23 protein-coding genes are annotated in these 22,194 nt (G+C 32.8%); 6 read left to right on the top strand and 17 right to left on the bottom strand.

The window, feature by feature from the left end:
* Positions 1-11: 11 nt before the first annotated feature.
* Together H0I26_RS04840 and fbp are read right to left on the bottom strand one after the other, a co-directional pair.
* Positions 12-368 (bottom strand): fructose 1,6-bisphosphatase, encoded by a 357-nt coding sequence (locus H0I26_RS04840; RefSeq protein WP_218701260.1) that lies wholly within the window; start codon positions 366-368, stop codon positions 12-14.
* A 49-nt stretch (positions 369-417) separates the two neighbouring features.
* Positions 418-1,425 (bottom strand): class 1 fructose-bisphosphatase, encoded by a 1,008-nt coding sequence (fbp, locus tag H0I26_RS04845; protein ID WP_218701261.1) that lies wholly within the window; start codon positions 1,423-1,425, stop codon positions 418-420.
* A gap of 119 nt (positions 1,426-1,544) precedes the next feature.
* Here fbp and H0I26_RS04850 point away from each other — a divergent pair, with 119 nt between their 5' ends.
* The 6 genes from H0I26_RS04850 to H0I26_RS04875 all read left to right on the top strand — a co-directional run bounded on the left by H0I26_RS04850 (position 1,545) and on the right by H0I26_RS04875 (position 9,828).
* On the top strand, positions 1,545-2,024 hold the full coding sequence (locus tag H0I26_RS04850) for a GNAT family N-acetyltransferase (RefSeq protein ID WP_218701262.1): 480 nt from the start codon (positions 1,545-1,547) through the stop codon (positions 2,022-2,024).
* On the top strand, positions 2,025-3,275 hold the full coding sequence (locus H0I26_RS04855; RefSeq protein ID WP_218701263.1) for an aspartate kinase: 1,251 nt from the start codon (positions 2,025-2,027) through the stop codon (positions 3,273-3,275). It begins immediately after the preceding gene.
* Positions 3,276-3,319: 44 nt separating this feature from the next.
* Positions 3,320-5,149 carry a GNAT family N-acyltransferase gene (locus H0I26_RS04860; RefSeq protein ID WP_218701264.1) on the top strand — a complete coding sequence of 610 codons (1,830 nt, stop codon included), beginning with the start codon at positions 3,320-3,322 and terminating at the stop codon, positions 5,147-5,149.
* Between the two features lie 11 nt (positions 5,150-5,160).
* Positions 5,161-6,231, top strand: coding sequence for a carboxypeptidase-like regulatory domain-containing protein (locus tag H0I26_RS04865; RefSeq protein WP_218701265.1), 1,071 nt, complete (start codon positions 5,161-5,163; stop codon positions 6,229-6,231).
* 321 nt (positions 6,232-6,552) lie between these two features.
* Complete coding sequence (locus H0I26_RS04870) at positions 6,553-7,959, top strand: hypothetical protein (protein ID WP_218701266.1); 1,407 nt, start codon at positions 6,553-6,555, stop codon at positions 7,957-7,959.
* A gap of 831 nt (positions 7,960-8,790) precedes the next feature.
* Positions 8,791-9,828 carry a carboxypeptidase-like regulatory domain-containing protein gene (locus H0I26_RS04875; protein WP_218701267.1) on the top strand — a complete coding sequence of 346 codons (1,038 nt, stop codon included), beginning with the start codon at positions 8,791-8,793 and terminating at the stop codon, positions 9,826-9,828.
* Between the two features lie 4 nt (positions 9,829-9,832).
* Here H0I26_RS04875 and H0I26_RS04880 read toward each other — a convergent pair whose 3' ends face one another.
* From H0I26_RS04880 to H0I26_RS04945, 15 genes are all read right to left on the bottom strand, one after another.
* A complete protein-coding gene (locus tag H0I26_RS04880; protein ID WP_218701268.1) occupies positions 9,833-10,159 on the bottom strand; it encodes an ArsR/SmtB family transcription factor in 327 nt (108 codons plus the stop codon).
* Positions 10,160-10,274: 115 nt separating this feature from the next.
* Positions 10,275-10,817 carry a hypothetical protein gene (locus H0I26_RS04885; protein ID WP_218701269.1) on the bottom strand — a complete coding sequence of 181 codons (543 nt, stop codon included), beginning with the start codon at positions 10,815-10,817 and terminating at the stop codon, positions 10,275-10,277.
* Between the two features lie 50 nt (positions 10,818-10,867).
* A complete protein-coding gene (locus H0I26_RS04890; protein ID WP_101016446.1) occupies positions 10,868-11,257 on the bottom strand; it encodes a VOC family protein in 390 nt (129 codons plus the stop codon).
* Positions 11,254-11,715 (bottom strand): DUF1801 domain-containing protein, encoded by a 462-nt coding sequence (locus tag H0I26_RS04895; protein WP_218701270.1) that lies wholly within the window; start codon positions 11,713-11,715, stop codon positions 11,254-11,256. Before H0I26_RS04895 ends, H0I26_RS04890 begins: the two co-directional genes overlap by 4 nt.
* 24 nt (positions 11,716-11,739) lie before the next feature.
* A complete protein-coding gene (locus H0I26_RS04900; RefSeq protein ID WP_218701271.1) occupies positions 11,740-12,678 on the bottom strand; it encodes a 2-hydroxyacid dehydrogenase in 939 nt (312 codons plus the stop codon).
* 20 nt (positions 12,679-12,698) lie between these two features.
* Positions 12,699-13,064, bottom strand: coding sequence for a cupin domain-containing protein (locus tag H0I26_RS04905; RefSeq protein ID WP_218701272.1), 366 nt, complete (start codon positions 13,062-13,064; stop codon positions 12,699-12,701).
* A gap of 120 nt (positions 13,065-13,184) precedes the next feature.
* The gene (gene mgtE / locus H0I26_RS04910) at positions 13,185-14,555 is read right to left on the bottom strand and encodes a magnesium transporter (protein WP_232735133.1); all 1,371 of its coding nucleotides are present in this window, start codon (positions 14,553-14,555) and stop codon (positions 13,185-13,187) included.
* Positions 14,556-14,559: 4 nt separating this feature from the next.
* Positions 14,560-15,357 (bottom strand): 16S rRNA (adenine(1518)-N(6)/adenine(1519)-N(6))-dimethyltransferase RsmA, encoded by a 798-nt coding sequence (rsmA, locus tag H0I26_RS04915; protein WP_101016453.1) that lies wholly within the window; start codon positions 15,355-15,357, stop codon positions 14,560-14,562.
* A 30-nt stretch (positions 15,358-15,387) separates the two neighbouring features.
* Positions 15,388-15,711 carry a DUF4286 family protein gene (locus H0I26_RS04920; protein ID WP_218701273.1) on the bottom strand — a complete coding sequence of 108 codons (324 nt, stop codon included), beginning with the start codon at positions 15,709-15,711 and terminating at the stop codon, positions 15,388-15,390.
* Between the two features lie 43 nt (positions 15,712-15,754).
* Complete coding sequence (locus H0I26_RS04925; RefSeq protein WP_218701274.1) at positions 15,755-16,270, bottom strand: GNAT family N-acetyltransferase; 516 nt, start codon at positions 16,268-16,270, stop codon at positions 15,755-15,757.
* Between the two features lie 7 nt (positions 16,271-16,277).
* Entirely contained in the window at positions 16,278-18,062 is a 1,785-nt protein-coding gene (locus H0I26_RS04930) for a tetratricopeptide repeat protein (RefSeq protein WP_256935264.1), read from the bottom strand.
* A 166-nt stretch (positions 18,063-18,228) separates the two neighbouring features.
* A complete protein-coding gene (locus tag H0I26_RS19670; protein ID WP_256935265.1) occupies positions 18,229-18,351 on the bottom strand; it encodes a hypothetical protein in 123 nt (40 codons plus the stop codon).
* Between the two features lie 143 nt (positions 18,352-18,494).
* Complete coding sequence (gene serS, locus H0I26_RS04935; protein WP_218701275.1) at positions 18,495-19,772, bottom strand: serine--tRNA ligase; 1,278 nt, start codon at positions 19,770-19,772, stop codon at positions 18,495-18,497.
* 175 nt (positions 19,773-19,947) lie between these two features.
* A complete protein-coding gene (locus tag H0I26_RS04940) occupies positions 19,948-21,267 on the bottom strand; it encodes an HTTM domain-containing protein (protein WP_218701276.1) in 1,320 nt (439 codons plus the stop codon).
* The gene (locus tag H0I26_RS04945; RefSeq protein WP_218701277.1) at positions 21,260-22,171 is read right to left on the bottom strand and encodes a bifunctional riboflavin kinase/FAD synthetase; all 912 of its coding nucleotides are present in this window, start codon (positions 22,169-22,171) and stop codon (positions 21,260-21,262) included. Before H0I26_RS04945 ends, H0I26_RS04940 begins: the two co-directional genes overlap by 8 nt.
* Between the last annotated feature and the right edge of the window lie 23 nt (positions 22,172-22,194).

Raw genomic sequence — 22,194 nt, forward strand, 5'->3', positions numbered from 1 at the left:
AAATCAAGGTTTTACTGACTTATTTTTTCGCCTAATTTTGTAAAGAGTTCGCCTAATAATTTTCGGTCTACTTTTTTCTCGTTTAATACATCTGCTTTGTCTTCAAAGCTGTTTTCAAGCTCAGTAATTCTAATATTGATATCCGTACTTAGGTTATCAATGTTTTGAAGTATTTCAGACTTCACATCATCCATCAGTGCTTCCAATTCTTGCTTTTTGGTAAGAATATCTTGTTTTAGTGTTTCAAACTCGCTATCATAAGCTTGCATGTTTTCACCAAAAATAAGCTGTTTGATGGCGTCAATTTTTGAAGTCGCGTCCGTAGATGATTGCACAGTTTGGTCCTTTATTTTGTCTGTATTTGCCATTAGGATAGTTTATATGTCAAAAGTAGCAAAAAAATGGACACTATGGTATTTAATCGGTGTTTTGCATGAATTCTTCTGCTTTTAAGACCATGTTTTTACTTCCACAGAAAAAAGGTACTCTTTGGTGGAGTTCAGAAGGTTCAATATCCATAATGCGTTTAAAGCCATCACTTGCTCTTCCATTGGCTTGTTCTGCAAGATAGGCCATAGGATTACACTCGTAAAGTAAACGTAATTTACCGTCTTGATTTTTGGAGCTTTTAGGGTACATATAGATACCTCCTTTAATCATATTTCGATGAAAATCTGAAACTAAAGAGCCAATGTATCTTGAGGTATAAGGTCTATCCTCTTCCTCCATTTGGCAGTATTTTATGTAGTTTTTTACGCCTTGAGGAAAATGTGTGTAATTACCTTCGTTTACAGAATAAATATTTCCGTCTTCTGGGAATTGCATTTCTGGATGCGATAAGTAAAAGGTCCCTATTGCAGGATTTAAAGTAAAGCCATTAACACCATGACCTGTAGTGTAAACCAGCATGGTCGAAGTCCCGTACACAACATAACCAGCTGCTACTTGTTGGTTACCTGGTTGTAAAAAATCCTCAATAGTAACAGGTGTTCCTACAGGGGTAACACGTCTATAAATAGAAAAAATAGTACCAACAGAGACGTTAACATCAATATTTGAAGACCCATCTAAAGGATCTATTAAAACAATATATTTGTTTTGATTGTTGTCATCTTGGCTATTAATGGTGATAAAATCATCTTCTTCTTCACTAGCAATACCACAAACAATGTTACGATTAGTAAGCGTTTGAATAAATTTATCGTTAGCGTAAACATCTAATTTTTGTTGGTCTTCACCTTGGATGTTTGTATCTCCTGCTGCGCCAATAATATCAACTAATCCCGCTTTGTTAACTTCATGGTTTACAACCTTGGCAGCTAGACGGATAGAGTTTATTAAACGAGATAGTTCTCCAGAAGTATATTTGAAAGACGCTTGGTTTTCAATAATAAATTCTCCTAAAGTTTGATTTTTCTTGGACATGGGTAGTAGTTGTGTTTATTTTCACAAATATCGTATTTTTTAGTAATTATAACGTTGTAGTTTGCCATATTTTGGTTTAACAAAAATTCTTAAAGTATATTTGGTTAAATTTAATATCTATGGACTATACTATTCGTTTTGCTGAAAAAAAGGATGTTTCAGCTATTTTAGGCTTGATACAAGAGCTTGCCGTTTTTGAAAAAGAGCCTGATGCGGTTATTGTAACTGAGGCAGATTTATTAGAAAATGGTTTTGGAAAACAACCATTGTTCACTTGTTTTGTTGCTGAAAAGGACAATACAATCGTAGCGATTGCTTTAATTTATATTCGTTTTTCTACCTGGAAAGGTAAAACAGTACATCTTGAAGATTTAATTGTTAGTCATGATTACAGAGGAGAAGGTCTAGGAACTTTATTATTAGATGAAGTTATTAAATATGGTTATAGTTTAGGGGTTAAGCGTATTTGCTGGGAAGTTTTAGATTGGAATGAACCAGCGATTAAGTTTTACGAAAGTAAAGGCGCTACACTTTTAAAAGATTGGTATTTAGTACAAATGGATGAATCCAGTATTAGACAATATATCGAAAATTTATAAATGAGAGTATTTAAGTTTGGAGGTGCTTCTGTTAAAGATGCTAAAGGGGTAAAGAATTTAATTTCGGTATTAGAACAAGTAGGACATGAAAAGACGATAATAGTTGTCTCTGCAATGGGTAAAATGACTAATGCTTTGGAATTAGTGGTTGGTGCTTATTTTGATGATAAAAAAGAGTTAAATAGTACTATTCAGGGTATTGTCGACTATCATAAGGATATTATGATTGCTCTTTTTAATAATAGTAATCATCATGTTTTTAAAATAACTGAAGATTTATTTGAAGAGCTTAGAAATTTTTTAAAGACAAATAAATCTCCCGATTATAGTTTTGTTTATGATCAAGTTATTGGTTTTGGAGAATTATTGTCCACATTAATTATTAGTCAATATTTGGTTTTTAAAGGTTTTAACAACCATTGGCTAGATGTTAGGCAGTTAATTAAAACAGATAGTTATTACAGAAATGCTAATGTTAACTGGGAAGAAACTCAACAATTAGTTACTAAACATATAGATTCGAAAAAGCTTAATATAACTCAAGGGTTTTTAGGTAGCGATGCTAATAATTTCACAACGACCTTAGGTCGAGAAGGAAGTGATTATACTGCCGCTATTTTGGCGTATTGTTTAAATGCTGATAGTGTGACTATTTGGAAAGACGTCCCGGGTGTTTTAAATGCAGATCCAAGACATTTTAAAAACACACAATTACTTAATTCTATTTCGTATACTGAAGCTATTGAATTAGCCTTTTATGGTGCTTCTGTTATTCATCCTAAAACGTTGCAACCTTTGCAACGCAAAGAAATTCCGTTATACGTTAAGTCTTTTTTAAATCCTCAAGGGGAAGGGACAGTGGTCAATAAAACGTTCGGTTTACTACCTAAAGTACCTTGCTTTATTGTTAAGAAAAATCAAGTTTTATTATCGTTGTCTACATTAGATTTTTCTTATATCGTTGAGGATAATATTAGTAAAATCTTTAATTTGCTATCCAAATACAAAATGAAGGTTAGTGTTATACAGAATTCTGCCATTAGTTTTTCTGTTTGCTTTGATGATAATTATAATAATTTAGAAACTTTATTATTGCAATTAAAAGCTAATTTTAAATTGACTTGTAATACCGGTGTTTCTCTATATACCATAAGGCATTACGATGATAAGTCAGTAGAAGAATTGGAAGCAGGAAAAACAGTTTTATTAAAACAAATGTTCCAAGAGACATTACAAATAGTAACTAAATAAATCTAATGAATTACATTTGTGAATTCTAATATGAATAAAAATAAATGGGATTAGTCACAGCAAAAGAAGTTTCAAGCGCTATAAAGCTCAGTAAATACGGGTTTTTGGGGACATTTGTTGGTTGGATACTAATGAAAGTATTGAAAATTTCGAGCTTAAATAATGTCTATAATCGTAACAAACATTTGTCACATTTAGAGTTTTTGAATGGAATTTTAGATGAATTTCAAATTAAATTCGAAATTCCTGAAGAAGATTTAAAGCGATTACCAAAAGATGGCGCTTATATTACCGTTTCTAACCATCCATTGGGAGGTATTGATGGTATTTTACTTTTAAAATTAATGCTTGAACAGCGCGAAGATTTTAAAATAATAGCTAATTTTTTATTACATCGTATAGAGCCAATGAAGCCTTATATAATGCCTGTTAACCCTTTTGAAGACAGGAAGGATGTAAAATCTAGCTTAACAGGGTTTAAGGGCTCTATTTCTCACTTGAGAGATGGACATCCATTGGGGATTTTTCCTGCAGGAGAGGTGTCTACTTATAGAGATGGTAAATTAGTGGTTGATAAACCTTGGGAAGAGGCAGCTATGAAGTTAGTTAAAAAAGCTAATGTTCCTGTTGTTCCAATATATTTTCATGCACAAAATAGTAAGTTGTTTTATAAGTTGTCAAAAATTAGTGACATTTTTAGAACGGCTAAATTGCCTTCCGAATTGTTTACACAAAAACGTCGGGTTATTAAGGTTAGGATAGGGAAACCAATTTCTGTTAAAAGTCAAGGAGAACATGAATCTCTAGCAGATTTCTCAGAATTTATTAGAAGAAAAACATATATGTTGTCTAATGCTTTTCAACCTAAGGAGAAGATTATAGATACTATTTCTTCTAGCTTAAAATCTCCAAAATCGGTAAAAGCACCTAAGCAAATTGTAACTCCCGTTAGCCAGGAGGCTATGATAAAGGAGGTTGATACATTACGAGAGCAAGATTGTAAATTATTGACAAGTAAAAATTATGAGGTCTTTTTATCTACTGCAGCAGATATGCCAAACTTGCTACGCGAGATTGGACGATTGAGAGAGATTACTTTTAGAGCAGTTGGAGAAGGGACAAATGAACCTATTGATTTGGATGAATTTGATAATTATTACCACCATTTATTTTTATGGGATAGTGAAGCTAATGTTTTAGCAGGAGCATATAGAATGGGATTAGGGTCTCAAATATTTGCTAATTATGGTATTAATGGCTTTTATCTACAAGATTTATTTGGTTTTGAACCTGAATTATATAAAATGATGAGCGAGTCCATTGAAATGGGACGTGCCTTTATAATTAAGGAATACCAACAAAAACCAATGCCTTTATTTTTATTATGGAAAGGTATTGTGCATACAACATTACGTCATCCTGAACATAAGTATTTAATTGGAGGGGTTAGTATTAGTAATCAGTTTTCAGAATTCTCTAAGTCTTTAATGATTGAATTTATGAAATCTCATTATTATGATCCGTACGTCGCTCAATATGTTCACCCTAAAAAAGAATTTAAAGTAAAACTTAAAGATGCTGATAAAGACTTTGTTTTTGACGCTACAGAGGCTGATTTAAATAAATTTGATAAGATTATTGATGAGATTGAGCCAGGTGCTTTAAGATTGCCAGTATTGCTTAAAAAGTATATTAAACAAAATGCACGCTTAGTCGCTTTTAATGTAGACCCATTATTTAATAATGCGGTGGATGGTTTAATGTATATCAAGATTGCAGACTTGCCTGAAAGTACAGTTAGACCCGTGATGGAGGAGTTTCAAGCGGAATTAGAACGTAAGTTTACTGAGCAGAATGGAGAGACTTTAATTTAACATAGTTTTTTATGAAAAAAATAATCTTCCTATTTTTAGTTTTAACATTTAGTTCTGTTCAAGCGCAAGTAATAAAGGGAGTTGTAACGTCTATAGAAACAAGTAACTCATTAGAAAGTGTTGAAGTTTATTTTAATAATACTACGATAGGTGTTTTAACAAATATAAAAGGAGAATTTGAAATACCTTATTATAAAGATTTAAAAACACCTTTGATTATTTCTTATTTAGGGTATCAAAAATTCTATTTACAAAGTTATAAGCCTGGAATTGTCTATGATATTAAATTGGAAGAAGAAGTTAGTGCTTTAGATGAAGTTGTCATTTTGTCAAATGATAAATGGGCCAGAAAGACTAAGTTAAAGTATTTTAAGGATCAATTCTTGGGGAAAACATTAAATGGAAAGTCTTGTGTAATACTTAATGAGGAGGATATAAGACTTAGATTCATAGAGAGTAGTATGGAGTTAGTGGCAAGTGCTTCAAAACCTATTATAATTGAAAATAGAAGACTAAATTATTCAATTGAATACGATTTACAAGACTTTACTATTAATTTTGAAAAAGAAGCGGTTAATCGTAATGTGTTGTCAACTGCAGTTCTGACAAGAGATGATATTCTAAATAATAATAAAGAGCAGCTAAATTCTGGTTATTCCGTCAAATCTGTGTTTTTTAATGGTATTGTTCTTTTTAAGGATATTAAAAAGTCTGATAGTAAAGTTTTCAAGAGAAGACTAAGGGCTTACAAAGGCTCTAGTTTGCATTTCTTGAGATCATTATCTGAAGGTCTTTTAGAAAAAGAGAATTTTAAAATTATTCGTAATGAAATGTTAGTTGAAGTAGAGGATGCTGTAACTATAAATTCTTTAGAAAATCAAGGCTTAAAGGAGGTTACTTTAAGTGATTCCTTTTATATTAAATACAATGATAAAGAATTGTCATTTATTCAACCCTTGTTAAAATCCTTTAAGATTGATGTAATGGGAAATTATACACCCGTAAATAGTATTATTTTTGGAGGTAGAATGAGTGACGAAAGGCTAGGTGATACTTTACCGTTAGATTATATTCTTAATTAAATGGACAGACTGCTGTTCAAGAATAATTACTACTACCGTAATTTGATTGAGAGTTAACATAAAGTATTTGTGTTTATATTGATCTTTTTTTTTTGAATTTAATTTTTTAACGAAAACTAGACTGAAATAACGTTTGTAATTGCTACTCTGGAGAAGGTTTATGTTGTTTTTTAGATTTATAAGAATCTAATTCTTGGAAATCAACGTATGTTAATATGAGTGTTCTGATTTTTATCGGTTGTATCTCAGGGAACAATAATATATTTATTAGAAGTCATTTGTATTTTTGGTGCTTGTTCTTTTAAATTAAATTTTATTTTCATGACAAGTAATGTAAGCAGTTTTATGCCAGATTATGTTCCTTCTGCGCATTTTTTTAAGATATTCATCGTGTTTGTTTCATTAGTTTTTTTACAAGGGTGTGATTCTGAAAATAATGTACCTGAAACCACAGAAGAGGAGGTTGTGGTAATAGAAGAACCGGAAGAGCAAATCGGAGATGAAACTAATATTATTTCTTATTACAACGATCTTATCGTTTTCCATTTTACAGAATCTTATACGACTGGCCAATATGCTAATGGTGATTATTGGGTGTACAATAATGGGAACGATGTTGTCATTTCGGATATAACGCCTGTTTCACAAAATAATGGAGGACGTATCATTAATGGTGCGATGATAAATCCAGAAAACAGTGAAAACCAAGGTTATGACAGTGAAAGTAGAGATATGGGGTATGATAACACTCTTAATATTGATCCAGGTAACACAAATGTAAATTTAGTGGTTTCGGCAGGTAGTTCTATAATAAAATCCATTTCTACAGCTTCAGCCGAAGGAAGACCTATTATTAGTGATGCGGCTATATTAACGGTAGTTGATGAAATCCCGGTAGAAGGCGCGTTTAGACCACCATATACAGGTACAGATAAAACAGCTATTGCAACCATTAGCGATCTTGATTATAATGCTTTAGGTTCTTATGCACGATTGGGATTAGAGCCAGATATTGAAGACGTTTCACATTATTATGATAAAGTATGGTTAGAGCATAATACAGCGTGGACTTCAAGAGATATTCATCCCGCAAATCATATGCCCGCTTATGGTAGAGACCTTGCTAATAAATCAGCAATAGGATTAATACTTTTACAATTAGACTACTCCAATGAGGAAAAAGAACATCTTTTAATTAATTTGGTGCAATATGGGATAGATATATATGGTTTAACGCGTACTGGTACACATTGGAATAATAGTGGAGGACATAATTTAGGTAGAAAGATGCCACTTTTACTAGCGGCTAAAGTGTTAAATAATACTGATATGCTAAGTCATGCAGATAAAGAACAACATTTTATCTTTCAAGATGATCAGCAACACTTTTATGTTAGTACTGCAGAAGTTGCTATGACACATAGCGATGCTTGGGATCCTGATGATAGAGCGCTACCTATTCCTTATGAAGTAAGTGATATTGGAATGGCTGAATGGGGAATTCATCATGCCGATGAGCCAGATGAAGACAATGCAAATTGGGGAGCTACTTATAGAGGTGTTGTCGGGTATGCCCAAACAAAGCATATTTTTGCTGCCAGACTTATGGGTGTGGAAGTCGAATGGAATTGGCCCGCTGTTTTTGATTATACGGATCGCTTTTATGATGTAGAGTGGGAAGAAGGTTTTGACCCCTATTTTGTAGCATTATGGGAGGCTTATCGTTAGTTGTTTTCTATTTTCTATTTTCTGTTTTTTTTTTTTCGAATGTTTTACAATTTCGGTTGATAGTAACAACTAGAGGTTTCTGTAATTAATACATTTCTTGTTAACGAAATGAAATGAAATGAAACGGAATGGAGTAGTGGAAATCCTTTTGGGCTGTATTATAAAATGAACGAATAGAATCTGCCTGAATAATTTCAGATTAGTAAAGTACTGCTTAATTTAGTTGGTATTTTTGTAATAAAAGAATAGAGTTATTAATCACATGATTAATAAACCTTACAATGGAACATCCTAATTTGCAAGATTTGCCACGTTGTATTTTGTTATATAGTTAGGATAGAATGACATTATAGAAATTCTGATTTATACAATTGATCAATGATTCGTTTTATAAGTGAAAAAATCAAAAGGATATAGCAGTGTAGGTAAAAAGTAAACTTCTTTATTTTTGTTTTAAGATTAAAAGGTTATAAAGTGCATGTTCATTTTGATATGTGGAAAAATAATCCAAATAACGCGTTTCGTTACCGTTTAATATTACATTATAAACTTTTTTAGGTTTTATTAAAGTCTAAGTTCAAGTAATAAGTGCAATACGAATATTTAAAACTACAGGATTTTATACTAGTAGTTTTAAATTAATATTTATATTCGTCTTGCATGAAAAATTATTACAAGTAAGACTAAACCAAACAGATATAGACTCAATTTTGTAGGTCAATAAAAATGCTATATCAAGAGAGTTAAAACGAAATGATGAAAAACGAGGTAGATCAACTGGTGTCCATAAAGTGGAAAAGGCACAATTGGTACGTAGTTTTACGGAGCAGAATGAATAACAAATTAGTAATATTATTTACTTTATTTGTTAATTCTATAGGATTTGCACAGACCTTTACGGGTACAATATTAGATGCAGACACAAATTACCCTTTACCTAACGTATCGGTTTATTTTGATGGGACTACAATAGGTGTCATCACAGACTTGGAGGGTGTATTTAGTATAACTTCTAAACAAAACATGACAGTCCCTTTAGTGGTCAGTTCTATAGGGTATGAAAGTCAAATTATTGATAAACTCATCCTTCAAACCAGTCCTATAATAAAATTAAAACCTGAAGCTAACAATCTAGAAGAGGTTATTGTTTCTGATGATGATTGGTCAAGAGCAAAAAAAATGGGTTATTTTAAACGTGAGTTTATAGGACATTCAATCTATAGTAAAGATTGTAAAATTACTAACCTTGATAAGGTTAAACTTAAATATAGTAAAGTAGACCAGACCATGTATGCCATGGCAGATCAACCAATAATTATAATCAATAAGTATTTAGGGTATAAAGTAGAGTATAATCTTGTTGATTTTGAAATAGTATTCAAAACCCCACCTTCTGGTTTAAACACTGTTAGTAAAGTGCTTTACAGCGGAACAAGTGTTTTTTCTGAATTGAGTAAAAAGAAGATTAAAAAACGCTACATCCAAAATCGAAGCTTTGTTTATAAAACGTCTTTATTATATTTTATGCGTAGTTTGGCTAAAAACACACTTAGACAAAATGGTTTTAGATTGTTTAAGAGAGAAAGCGCGGATGACTCAGATCCATTGTTTGAAACGACACAAAAATCTGTTTTTAGAACGGTTAAAAGAAAGAATAATTTAACAGAAGTGGCTTTTTTTGATTCTAAAAAAGTAGTGGTTAGTTTTGATAACTTAGATCAAGCTTTTCTGCTGCCAAATGCAGAAAACAGGCTGTTTTATATAGATGATTTTGGTATACATTCTCCTGTAAACAGTTTACTATTTGGAGGTGTATTTGGTAGTAATAGAATGGTATCTATGTTACCAATTAATTATAATTTAGATTAAACGATTACTTATTACAATTGACCTGAGTCTTAACAAAAAAATCATTGACTACACGTCTGCATTCGTTTAGTTGTTCTAGATCTATAGAGTAAAAAAGGTTTTTACCTTGTACCTTTTGTTTAAGCAAACCTATTTTCCTAATCTCACCTAAGTGTTGGGATATGGTGGGTTGTGATAATCCTGTGCTTTTCACCAAAGCGTTACAATTACAATCTTTGTTTTCGCTTATATGTTGGATCATTGCTATTCTGGCAGGATGCCCTAAAACTTTAGTGAAATTAGCGACTTGATTTTGAGAAGTATTAAACAATTGTCTTTTTGAAAACCCCATAGTGATACGTGTAATTTAATTATATTAGAACATGATATTGCAATATCACAATTTTAAAAATACATAAAAAACCAAAATCAATACCGATTTTGGTTTTAAATTTTTTGATTTAAAATTATTTACCAAATAGCCTTTGGAAAAAAGTCTTAGTCTTTTTGGTGGTTTCTTCAATAACTTCTTTAGCGTCCTCCGCCAAATCTTCTAATTTATCTCCAGCGTCGTCAGCAAATTTAGAAGCCTTTTCTTTGGTGTCGTCCATAAATTCTTTAGCATCGTCGTTATAAAACTCCGTGGCTTTAGCCTTTACTTTTTCGTAGGTTTCTTTAGCATCATCAGATAACTCGTCAAATTTTTCTCCTGCTTCTTTCGCTATCTTTGATGCTTTTTCTTTAGCGTCATCCATAAACTCTTTGGCATCTTCATTGTAGAATTCGGTTGCTTTGGCTTTAGCCTTTTCAAATGTTTCTTTAGCTTCCGTTTTGATATCTTCAAACTTAGCTTCTGCTTTATCTAGTACCTCTGACGTTTTATCTTTTGAAGTATTCGTAGTGTCGTTGGTTGCTTCTTTTGCGTCTGTGGCATTTGATTCAACTGATTCTTCTAAATTATTTACAGTTTGTTCAGCGTCGTTCTCTATCTTTTTAAGGTCTTCACTCATGGGGTTTGTTGTTAGTTAGTAGATTACTAATATATTACATTTCTAAATAACTATTTTAAAAATATTTTGTCGATTGGCTCCCAAAGTTCAATTTTGTTACCGTCGTTATCTAGTATCCAACCAAATTTCCCATAATCATATTCTTCAATTTCACCCAGAACAGTCACTCCTTCTTCTTTTAATACTTTTATTAATTCTTTAAGATTTTCTACACGATAGTTAAACATAAAATCTTTTTTCGAAGGTTCAAAATGTTTGGAATCTTCAGGAAATGGACTCCATTGTGTAGAGCAATCATTGCCGTCTTTATCCTTCCACCAAAAGGTAGAACCGTAATCGTCTGTATTAAAACCTAAATGTTTGTTATACCAATCTTTTGAGGCTTTTGGGTCTTTTGTTTTAAAAAATAGACCTCCGATTCCTGTGACGCGTTTTTTCATTTTTTTAAATTTAATGTAGATTCATAAATTGTTATCCACTCTTTAATACTCATTTTACCTAATAATTGTGCGATCAAAACATAAGGAATGTCATCTGTTTTTTTTAATCGGATACAACTTTTACCCATGTCTAGTTTGTATTTACAGTGTTTTGGGTATTCTGTTACAAACCAATCATAAAGTTCTTCTTTTGCATATAAACCAGAATGGTAAATGACAATACAGTTTTTTTGAGACGCAACATTTATAAACGGTAAAGGCGGAAATGGTTTACAATGGTAACCCGAGGGGTAAATGGACTTTGGAACAAAATAAGCTAACATACCATAAGCCATACCAGACTCTAGTCCTTGGGGCATATGTTTTAGTATTACATTATGTAATTTGATAATAGCTACTTTTCTATCAGGAGGAAGTTGTGCTATATAATCTTCAGGAGTAGTTGCTAATGCGTTCATTTTAGTTAGTTTAGAGTTATAAGGCTAACAAAATTTTGTTTTGATTTTATCGACGATAGTTTGCGCTAATTTTTCTTTACTTTGAATAGTCCAGCCGGCCACATGTGGTGATAGTACTACTTGGTCAGACTGTATGAGGTATTTAAAAGCCTCGGGCATGTTGTTGTCACTAAACAAGTTTTCGAAAGATGATTTCTCGTATTCTAAAACGTCTAAACCTGCTCCTAATATTTGTCCTGATTTTAAGGCAGAGACTAGGTCTGAGGTGACCACACTTTTGCCACGTGCTGTATTTATTAGCCAAAATGGTTTCTTAAACCCGTTTATTAGGTTTTTATTGACCATTTTTATAGTAGATTCTGTTTCTGGAGTATGTAGACTTAATACCTCTGCTTTTTCTTGAAGTTCTGATAGGCTTACTTGCTTAGCGTTCTCATCTCCTACATTAGGTTTGAGATCATAGCATAAAACAGTAACATCAAAACCACGTAGTTTTTTTGCAAATGCTTTTCCCATATTACCATAGCCGATTAGTCCAACGGTTTTCCCGTCTAGTTCTAAGCCTCTGTTGTCTTCACGTAGCCATTTGCCTTCTCGAACCTCTTTGTCGGCTTTATTTAGCTTGTTAAATAGCGATAGAAGCATTGCTAGACTGTGTTCTCCAACGGCATTGCGATTGCCTTCTGGAGCTGCGATTAATGTTATGCCTTTACTTTTGGCGTAGTCACAATCGATGTTTTCTAATCCGGCACCGACACGTCCTATAAATTTCAAATTTGTGGCGGCATCTAAAAATGCAGCATCAATACTAAAGCGACTTCTGATTATAAAACCATCATATTCGTTGATTTTGTTTTCAATGTCTGCTTTAGACGATGTAAAATCTTCATGGTTTGTATAACCTAGGTCATTAAGCTGATTTATTAGTAACGGATGGTTGGAGTCTAGATGAAGTATTTTCATTTTATGAGGTATGTTGTTATTTAAATTTTTGGATAGTTGGTCTGCGTTAATTCGTGTTTTACATTGCCAGTATGAGCGGTGTTTAGTTTTTCGAATAGTAAGACGTGGACTTCCTCATTGTTTTTTGTAGTGGGATTATGTTCTACTCCTTTAGGAACGACTATAATTTCTCCGGCGTTAACAATTTCTGTTCGGTCTCTAAATTGCATATAAAGTGTCCCTTTAATGACCTGAAAAAGTTCGTCTTCATTATCATGGCTGTGCCAAACAAATTCGCCTTTAAGCTTGGCTAACAATACTTGCATATCGTCTACGATAGCTATTTGATGCGGTTGCCAGTTATCTGTAAACTTAGATAGTTTTTGAGTAATGTCTAGTGCTTTCATAGCTTAAAAGTAGTGTTTTTAAGCGTTAGTGGTAGAAATGGCATCCTTTTTTTTGCTGCCATAAATGGCAAAAAAAAGATATAATGGATGGCACGACCTTTAGGTAACGCCCAAATGATATTAAAACCCTAAGATGGATTTTGCTATTAGAAAATAGAGTAGTATCCCAAAGACATCATTACTTGTGGTAATAAATGGACCGGTTGCAACTGCTGGGTCGATGCCTCTTTTATCTAAAAATATAGGGATAAATGTACCTATTAATGCAGCCATAATAATTACAGCAACTAGTGCAATGGCTATTGTTATAGAGATTAAATAGGGGGTTTTAAAAATAAAATGGGTGACTACTATTGCAATTAAGGCAATTGCTAAACCATTAACTAATCCTAATATAGCTTCTTTAAAAAGACGTTTTATAATGTTGCCATCGATACTGTTATTAGCTAATCCTTGCACTACAATTGCAGAGGATTGGACACCAACATTTCCGGCTGTGGCTTGTATTAATGGTACAAAACTTAGTAAGATTATAAATTCGCCCATGGAGCCATTAAAACCTTCGATTATACTTGCCGCTCCAAGGCCGCCAAACATACCAATAAGTAACCATGGTAGTCTCGCTTTTGTAAGTTTTAGGATACTATCGTCAGCTTCTACATCTTGTGATATACCGGCTGCCATTTGATAATCTTTATCTGCTTCTTCACGGATAACATCTACAATGTCATCAATGGTAATACGTCCTAATAGGGTTTTGTTTTGGTCAACAACAGGAATGGCTTCTAGATCATACTTTTGCATAACTTTTGCCACTTCTTCCGCATCTTCTTCCACATAAACGTAATCTACATTGGAATTAGATAATTCGGCTATCTTTTGTTCGCTTTTAGCAGTTAATAGATCTTTTAAAGATAAACGACCTAATAATTTTTCTTGTTGATCAACGACATATATAGAGTGCACGCGACTTACATTTTGTGCTTGACCACGGATACGACGTAGGCATTCTGCAACGGTCCAGGTTTCATAAACTTTGACAAGCTCCTTGGCCATTAACCCTCCTGCGGTGTCCTCGTCATACGCTAAAAGTTCTTGGATTTCGGCCCTGTGTTCTTTATCTTCTATTTGCGAAATGACTTCTGCTTGACGGGCTTCAGGTAATTCTGCAATAATATCTGCTGCATCATCGGTATCTAGCTCTTCAATCTCTTCCGCTATTTCTTTTGCAGATAAGTTTTTTAAGACTTTTTCTCGATTATCCTCGTCCAATTCCATAAGAACATCAGACGTGGTTTCTGAATCAAGAAGCTTAATAACATACATCGCTTCGTCTAAGTTGACTTCATCAAGAATTTCGGCAATATCTGCGTAATGAAATTCTTCTAAAAGTAGCTTAAGGTCATCATCGTTTTTTTGTTCGATAAGTAGCTCTACGCGCTCGATAAGCTCGTCTGTAAGCTGAAACTGTATGTTTTGATTGTCTTCCACTAGATTATTTGTCGTTTTCTATTAAGCTAGTTAACTCTAAAAATTGTGTAACACTAAGCTGTTCTGGTCGCTGGTCAAAGATAGCGTTTGCTTTTAGATTATCTGACAATTCAAATGTTTTTAAACTGTTACGCATGGTTTTGCGACGTTGTTGAAATGCTTGTTTAACCACTCTGAAAAATAATTTTTCGTCACATGGTAAACTGTAGTCGGCTTTTCTTGTTAATCGCAAGACCCCAGATTCTACTCTTGGTGGTGGATTAAAAACGGTAGGCGGTACAGTGAATAAATACTCTGCATCATAAAAGGCCTGAGTTAAAACGGATAGAATACCGTAAACCTTACTGCCTTCTTTAGAGCAAATACGTTGTGCTACTTCTTTTTGAAACATACCAGAAAATTCTGGTATTTGATCGCGTAGTTCTAAAGTTTTAAAGACTATTTGTGTTGAAATATTATAAGGGAAGTTTCCTATGATAGCAAAAGGTTGATCCTTAAATGTTTCGGTGATATCGTACTTTAAAAAATCTTTTTCAATAATCCTGTCGGCTAAAGTAAGATAGTTGTTTTTAAGGTACTCTACACTGTCTGTGTCTATTTCTATAGCGTAAGTCGTAATCGGTTTATCAAGTAAGTATTTTGTTAAAACACCCATTCCTGGACCAATTTCTAAGACGTTTTTATAACCATTTAAGGTCAATGAATCCGCAATGTCTCTAGCAATACCTTCGTCTTCTAAAAAGTGTTGTCCTAAGAATTTTTTTGCTTTAACCTGATGGTTATTTGGTTTGTATTTTGCCATAAAAGGGAGTGTTTTTCAGCTTGAGCTGAATTATTTGAACGTTACAGAATACTCATCAACAATTTGAAGCTCTGTTCTAAAAGCTAACATTTTGTCGGCAAACTTCTTTGAAGCTTCGTTTCTTAAGGTGTCTGCGTCTTCCTTGTAATAGGCATCTAAAGCTTCTCTTGAATATGATTTATATTGGATAGAATAGGTTTGTCCGCCCATGTCTTCCTCTACTAGAACTTTGGTTAAGGTCGCTTTTTCAAATTTACCAGTCGCTAGTACTTTAGGAATGTGTTCCTTTATCCAGATTAACCACTCGTCATGAGCGCTTTCGTCTATATTTACAGTGACGTTATATATGTACATTTTTTTATGTTTAATGTATTCCTAAATTTATACGGAATGCTAATTACAGTAAAGTTTTTGCAAATAACACAAGTTCTACATCATCCTCAAAGGGTTTTACCCTTTTTTCATAAGTTAATCCTAATTTTTCTATTAATTTTATGGATCCAGCGTTATGTTCTGATGTTATTGCGGCTATTTTAGGGATTTTGAATACATCTTTAGCCAATTGCAGTATTAATTTTGAAGATTCTAGCCCGTAACCTTGGCCTTCATATTGAGGAAGCATTGCAAAACCAATATCAGGAAGTTCTAGAGTGTCGCGTTGTGTTATACCACTTGTTCCAATAGGGGTGTTGTTTTCCGATTTTAAGAGCAATTTGTAAAAACCGTAACCTAGAGTTTCGTAGTTTTTTAAATGGCCATTAGTAATCCGTTCTTCTGCCTGCGCTACGGTTTTTACATTACGGTCGCCTACAAACTTTTTGAATTTAGGTGTGTTTATTAATTCTAAAAAGAAAGGTGCATCTGCAATAGTGAATTTTGAAATGATTAATCGTTCGGTTTCAGCTACTATCATATTTTTGTTAATTTAATGTATCACCACGAAGTGCTCTAAACTTTTTTCTGGCGTCTACAGCATAAATACTGTCGGGATGATTAAATAATAGTTCTTCGTATAATTTTTGAGCGTTTTCAGAATCTGTTAAATGAGTGACTGATAGTTCAGCTAGATTATATAGTGCATTATCTAGTAAAATGCTGTCTTTGAAGTCATTTATAATACGTAAATAATTTGCTTTGGCACTAAGGTAGTCTTGTCTTTTGTCAAATAACAAGGCTTGTTTTAATAGTGCTTGTGGTATGATAACTTCTGTTTTATGATCTTTTAAAATACTGTCTAAAACTAAAATAGCAGCATCATTTTTGTTCTGAAAGGCTAATAAATCTGCTTTCGCGTATTTTGTTAAAGCGACTTGTAATGAGTCTTCCGCTCTATTATCGCTAATCAATAGTTTTAAGTCTAAAGCATCATTTGCGGTTAGTTGTGAGGTGGACGATTTTAGAATTTTTAGTTGAGATTCTGCCCATTTAAAATCACCTTTATAATAACTTGCTTTTGCGATTCTAAATCTAGCATCTTGTGCTAGTGTGCTGTTTTTTAAATTGCGTTCTATTTGTGTGTAATAGATTAAAGCTTGATTAAATTTTTCTTGTAATACCAATATGTCACCTAGCTCTAATTTAGCTTTAGCTAATTCTGATTTATATAGATTATATTTTAAAGTATTTTTTAATAATGAAATAGCTTTGTCTTGGTCATCTAAGTAAAAGGCGAGGAAATGCGCATAACTAATTTGTAAATCTAAAGTTTGCGGTGTTTTCCCGTAGGTGTCAAAGATAGTATTATAGATTAGGTCAATTTCTGCATAGTTTTCGGGGTGTGCAATTTTAGTTTTTATTTCTAATACTTTTAAATGCGCTGATAATTTTGTGCCTATTTCTTGAGTGTTCTCAATAATAAAATTGAATATTTTTATGGCGTCTTCATATTGTTTTTGATTCTCTACGATTAAAGCTAACTCAATCATACGTCTTAAACTGGTTAGTTTTCTTTTGTAGATTGCTTTCTCTTGTATAAATGCTTTGTTGTAGTCTTTTTGTTGAATGAATAACCAACTTAGCATTTCATTCCACATTAAATCTTGAGATTCTTGTGTTTTTTTGAGTAGAATTTTTCTTAAATAAACATTGTTTTTATTGTTGGTGTCTTCAGATATAAATTCGCTAACATTTCTTTTAATTGTATTTAAGTAGGAGGTATTGTCTTGCACAAAATCTATATAGCTACTAAACATTTTTTCGACTTCACCTTGCTCTCCATATATACGTGCTAATTGCATATTGTAATTAACTGATGATTTTAGTGCCATTGCTTTGTTATAAGTTATTATGGCTTGGTCTAAAAGAGAGTGTGTTTCAAAAGCGCGTCCAACGCGATAGGCGTTATTGGGGTTGTCGTCCAGAGTGGCAATGGCTTGCGTGTAATATTTTTTTGCGTTAATACTATCTTTTTGTAATTGATAATTATGACCTAGTTCTACTAATAATTCTGGGTCTTCTTTTTCTTGAAGCGCTTCTAGTAATCTTGTTTCAGCATCGGTGTAACGTTCTAATAGTTTTTCTATTTCTACAATTTTAAAGAAATAGTTGCTGTTTTTTTTGTTTTTACTATGTAGTTTTTTGTAGCTAATTAATGCCTTTTCAAACTGACCGTCAGAAAAATACCCGCGTGCAAATAAATCTTCTTGTGCACTAAGAGCCAAAGAAAATGAAAATAGTAAGAGTAGTAATAAGCGTTTAAACATCATAATTGTAAAGATACCAAATAGAGAAGTTAGTAAATGTAAATATTATGCAAAAAAAAATGCCTGAACAAAGTTCAGGCATTAAGCCAATCTAATAAATGTGCTATTAATCATATATATTCAATATAAGATTCAATTACTTGATTGGGGTATCTAGGTAATTTATATTTTATTGTTTTGCCTGCGCTATCGTATCTTTACTACTGTTAGTTTGGTCTGTGTTTTTATCTAAAACTTTTACCATAACAGTTAAAAGGACTGCGAAAATCAAGAGTCTTGCAATAGTTTTCATAATTAGTAGGTTGTTGGGATAACAAATTAAAGTTTTTTTTATCTATTAACAAAGGAAAACAGATAAAAGAACGTTAAACAACGTTTTTTTTAACGTTTAATCGGTTATTTTACACAAAACACTAAGATAAATCCTACATGCTATTAGTTAATGTATTCAAAACCAGTATAAGGAATTAAAACGTCAGGTATTTTTATACCATCTTCCGTTTGATAATTTTCTAAAATACCAGCTAATACTCTTGGTAACGCTAGAGAACTACCGTTTAAGGTGTGTGCTAATTCGTTTTTACCATCACTGTTTTTAAATCGCAGTTTTAAACGGTTAGCTTGAAAAGTTTCAAAATTTGAAACACTTGAGATTTCTAACCAACGGTCTTGCGCTGTAGAAAAGACTTCAAAATCAAAAGTTAAAGCAGAAGTAAACCCAGTATCACCACCACAAAGTCTTAAGATTCTGAAAGGTAATTTTAATTCGTTAAGTATTGCTTTTACATGATCAACCATACCGTCTAATGCTTTGTACGAATTGTCAGGATGTTCTACGCGTAAAATTTCTACTTTATCAAATTGGTGTAAACGATTTAATCCACGCACGTGTGCACCATAACTACCAGCTTCTACTCTAAAGCACGGTGTGTAGGTTGTCAAACACTTAGGTAAGTCTTTTTCGTCTATTAAGTCATTTCTAAAAATGTTTGTAGCCGGTACTTCTCCTGTTGGAATTAAATATAAACTAGGAGTAACATTTGTGGCGTGATACATTTGTCCATCTTTATCTGGTAATTGACCAGTAGCAAAGGCTGATGCTTCATTAACTAAATGTGGTACTTGCACCTCTTGGTAACCCGCAGCGGTATTTTTGTCTAAAAAGTAAGCAATTAAAGCACGTTGTAATCTAGCGCCTTTACCTTTGTAAACAGGAAAACCTGCACCAGCGATTTTTGTACCTAACTCAAAATCTATAATGTCATATTTTTTAGCTAATTCCCAGTGTGGTAATGCGCCATTATGTAATTTAGGAATCTCACCTTCAGAAAACACCTCTTCGTTATCCGCTTCGCTGTTACCCTTAGGTACAGACGCATGTGGGATATTTGGTATTTTGTAAAGTGCTTGGTTTAAAGCTTCGGCAGTCGTTGTTAACTGGTCGTTTAATTCCTTAGATTCTTCCTTAAAATCAGCTGTTTTCTTTTTTAAAGCATTTGCTTTTTCGGCTTGACCGGATTTATATAAAATACCAATTTCTTTAGAGATAGCATTGGATTCTGCTAGTATTGCATCTAATTTAGTTTGTAAAGCACGACGCTCTTCATCTAAATTTATCACCTCTTCAATCATTGCAGTAGCATCAATATTTCTGACTGCAAGTCTGCTGATTACTAAATCTTTGTTTTCTCTAATAAATGGTACTTGTAACATAGGTTTTGTTTTGGTTGTTATCTAAAGGTCAGGTGTTTTTTGTTATATCTTTTTAAACAAGGTAGTAACACATGTTTATATTTTTTTTGATATAAGAAAGTAAACCTTAACGCTAAAGGGTAACTTCAAATTATAAGTTGTAAAAGTAGTAAGATTTTGTGTAGATAGAAATAAATTATTTATCTAATTGCGATGGTAATAGCCATTGGCTGTGATTAAATGTATTCCACTGGATTGTGGTCAAATCTATTTGAGGATTAACCAAAGTTGTAAATGGTCTGCCATTAACGCTAGCCTTACAGTTTACATATACAGATACATCTTTACCTTTGGCTTTAAACTCTTTTTTTAAATGTTGTGCAAATTGCCAAATAACATCTGGTTTTGTGGCAATCATACGTTTTTGTTTTTTAGACAAATAATCATTAAGGTTTATAATAGTTGTTTTGTTAGTGTTTTTGTCAACAACTTTATAGGTTGCAAATCCTGATTTTGATCTAAGCATCATACGCCATGATAAACGGTGCCCTTCTTCAGTCCACAGGACGTTATCGTCAATAAAATGATGTCTAATAGGTAGGATAACTTGAATGGCTATATAAATACTGGCTACTGTAATAAGATAAGGCTTGTAGTTCAAAACCTTAATTTCGGCTTGACTGTAATACGTTTTGCTTTTTAAAAAGATATTTTTCACTGTTTCTGGCTCGAAGAAGAACAATGAAAAAGCTAATGCTAAATAAGGAAATATGCCAACACCAAATACAATGGAATTAAATAAGTGAAAAAATATGGACCCTATAAAAGCAAGTTTTCTTGTGGGTTTGAACAGTAGAAAAGGAATGATTAGGGCATCATATAGGATTCCGCCATAACCTACTAGATATGGAAAAAAAGGATGTTGTAAGCCACTGCCTATAATAGGATAGTTTTCTTTGCCTTGCATGAGTTGTTTTGGAACGGTTAAATCTAACCAGTCTGGGTAAAACTTGGCAACAGATGCGTAGGTGTACATTATAAAAAGTTGGATAACAAATATCCACTTACACCAGCTAGGCATGCTTATTTTTTTGATACTTGGGTTTAACTTGGCATCTACGGAGGCATAGGTGTTAGCTGGTAGAAACAGCATTATTGTGCTTAATAAACACAATAAATAGTAATGATTGTTGTAGGATGCTTTTTGCATTAGGTAGGTGCAAGTCCACATGGTGGTAAAGGCAATTATGCTTAGCCTGTATTTATAACCAACCATTATAAGTAACCCAAAAAGTCCCATTATGGAGTAGTAAACGTACATCCAATAACCAGGTAATGGCTGTAAAAAGTCTAAGCCTATAAAATTAAAGGTGAATTTAGGGTCTATTAAAGTGTATTTTACCCACCCTGTAAAAATGGCACCAACGGATTCTAAAAAACAAAGTAGACCAAAAATAATTCTAAAAACTATTAATGCACTATTATCAATGCGTTTAAAAAGAAAGGTGTTAAGCATATTGTTTTAAGAATTCTTGAGCTTGAATTTTGTCTTTGTCTAATTGTTTTGTTAACTTTTCTAAACCATCAAATTTTTGTTCGTCTCTAAGTCTTTGTAATAGTTCTATACTTAGCTTTTTGCCGTAAAGCGATTGGTTGTAATTAAAAAAATGAGTTTCAATAGTTTGAGATTGCCCATTCACTGTTGGATTATTTCCAATATTCATCATTCCAAATTGTACCCTGTCGTCAATTAAAGCTTTAACGACATAAACACCCTGTTTCGGAATTAGTTTGTATGATTCTTCAATGTGTAAGTTAGCGGTTGGGTAGTCTATAGTTTTGCCTAAACCTTTTCCTTTTATAATAGTTCCAGTTAGCATAAAATGATAGCCTAAATAGCTATTAGCTGTTTTTATGTCACCTTCGGTTAAAGCGCTTCTTATTTTTGTAGATGATATGGCGACATCGTCAATGTCTTGCATTGATATTTCTTCAACTTCAAAATCAAAATTAATTCCAAATTGTTTTAAATCCTCAATATTGGCATTTCTGTTACGACCAAAATGATGGTCATAACCAATGATAACATACTTGGATTTTAGCTGATTTACTATAATGTCTTCCACATAAACTTCTGCTGTTAGTCTAGAAAAGTCTTTAGTAAATTTTTTAACAACAAGATTGGTAATCCCAAAACGTTTTAAAAGCTGTTCTTTTTCGCTAATCGTATTGATAAGTTTAATGTTGGCGTCTTTTTGTAGCACCATTCTAGGGTGTGGGAAAAAAGTTAGTAAAGACGGCTTTAAATCTTTGATAGTAGCAACTTCAACTAATCGTTTTATGATTTTTTGGTGTCCAATATGTACACCGTCAAATGTGCCTATGGTTAGTACGGTATGTTGCTTCTGATTTGTTTTCAATGAGTCGTTGTTATTTTACAAAA

The organism is Olleya sp. HaHaR_3_96 (assembly GCF_019278545.1).
In the GTDB taxonomy this organism is placed as follows: domain Bacteria; phylum Bacteroidota; class Bacteroidia; order Flavobacteriales; family Flavobacteriaceae; genus Olleya.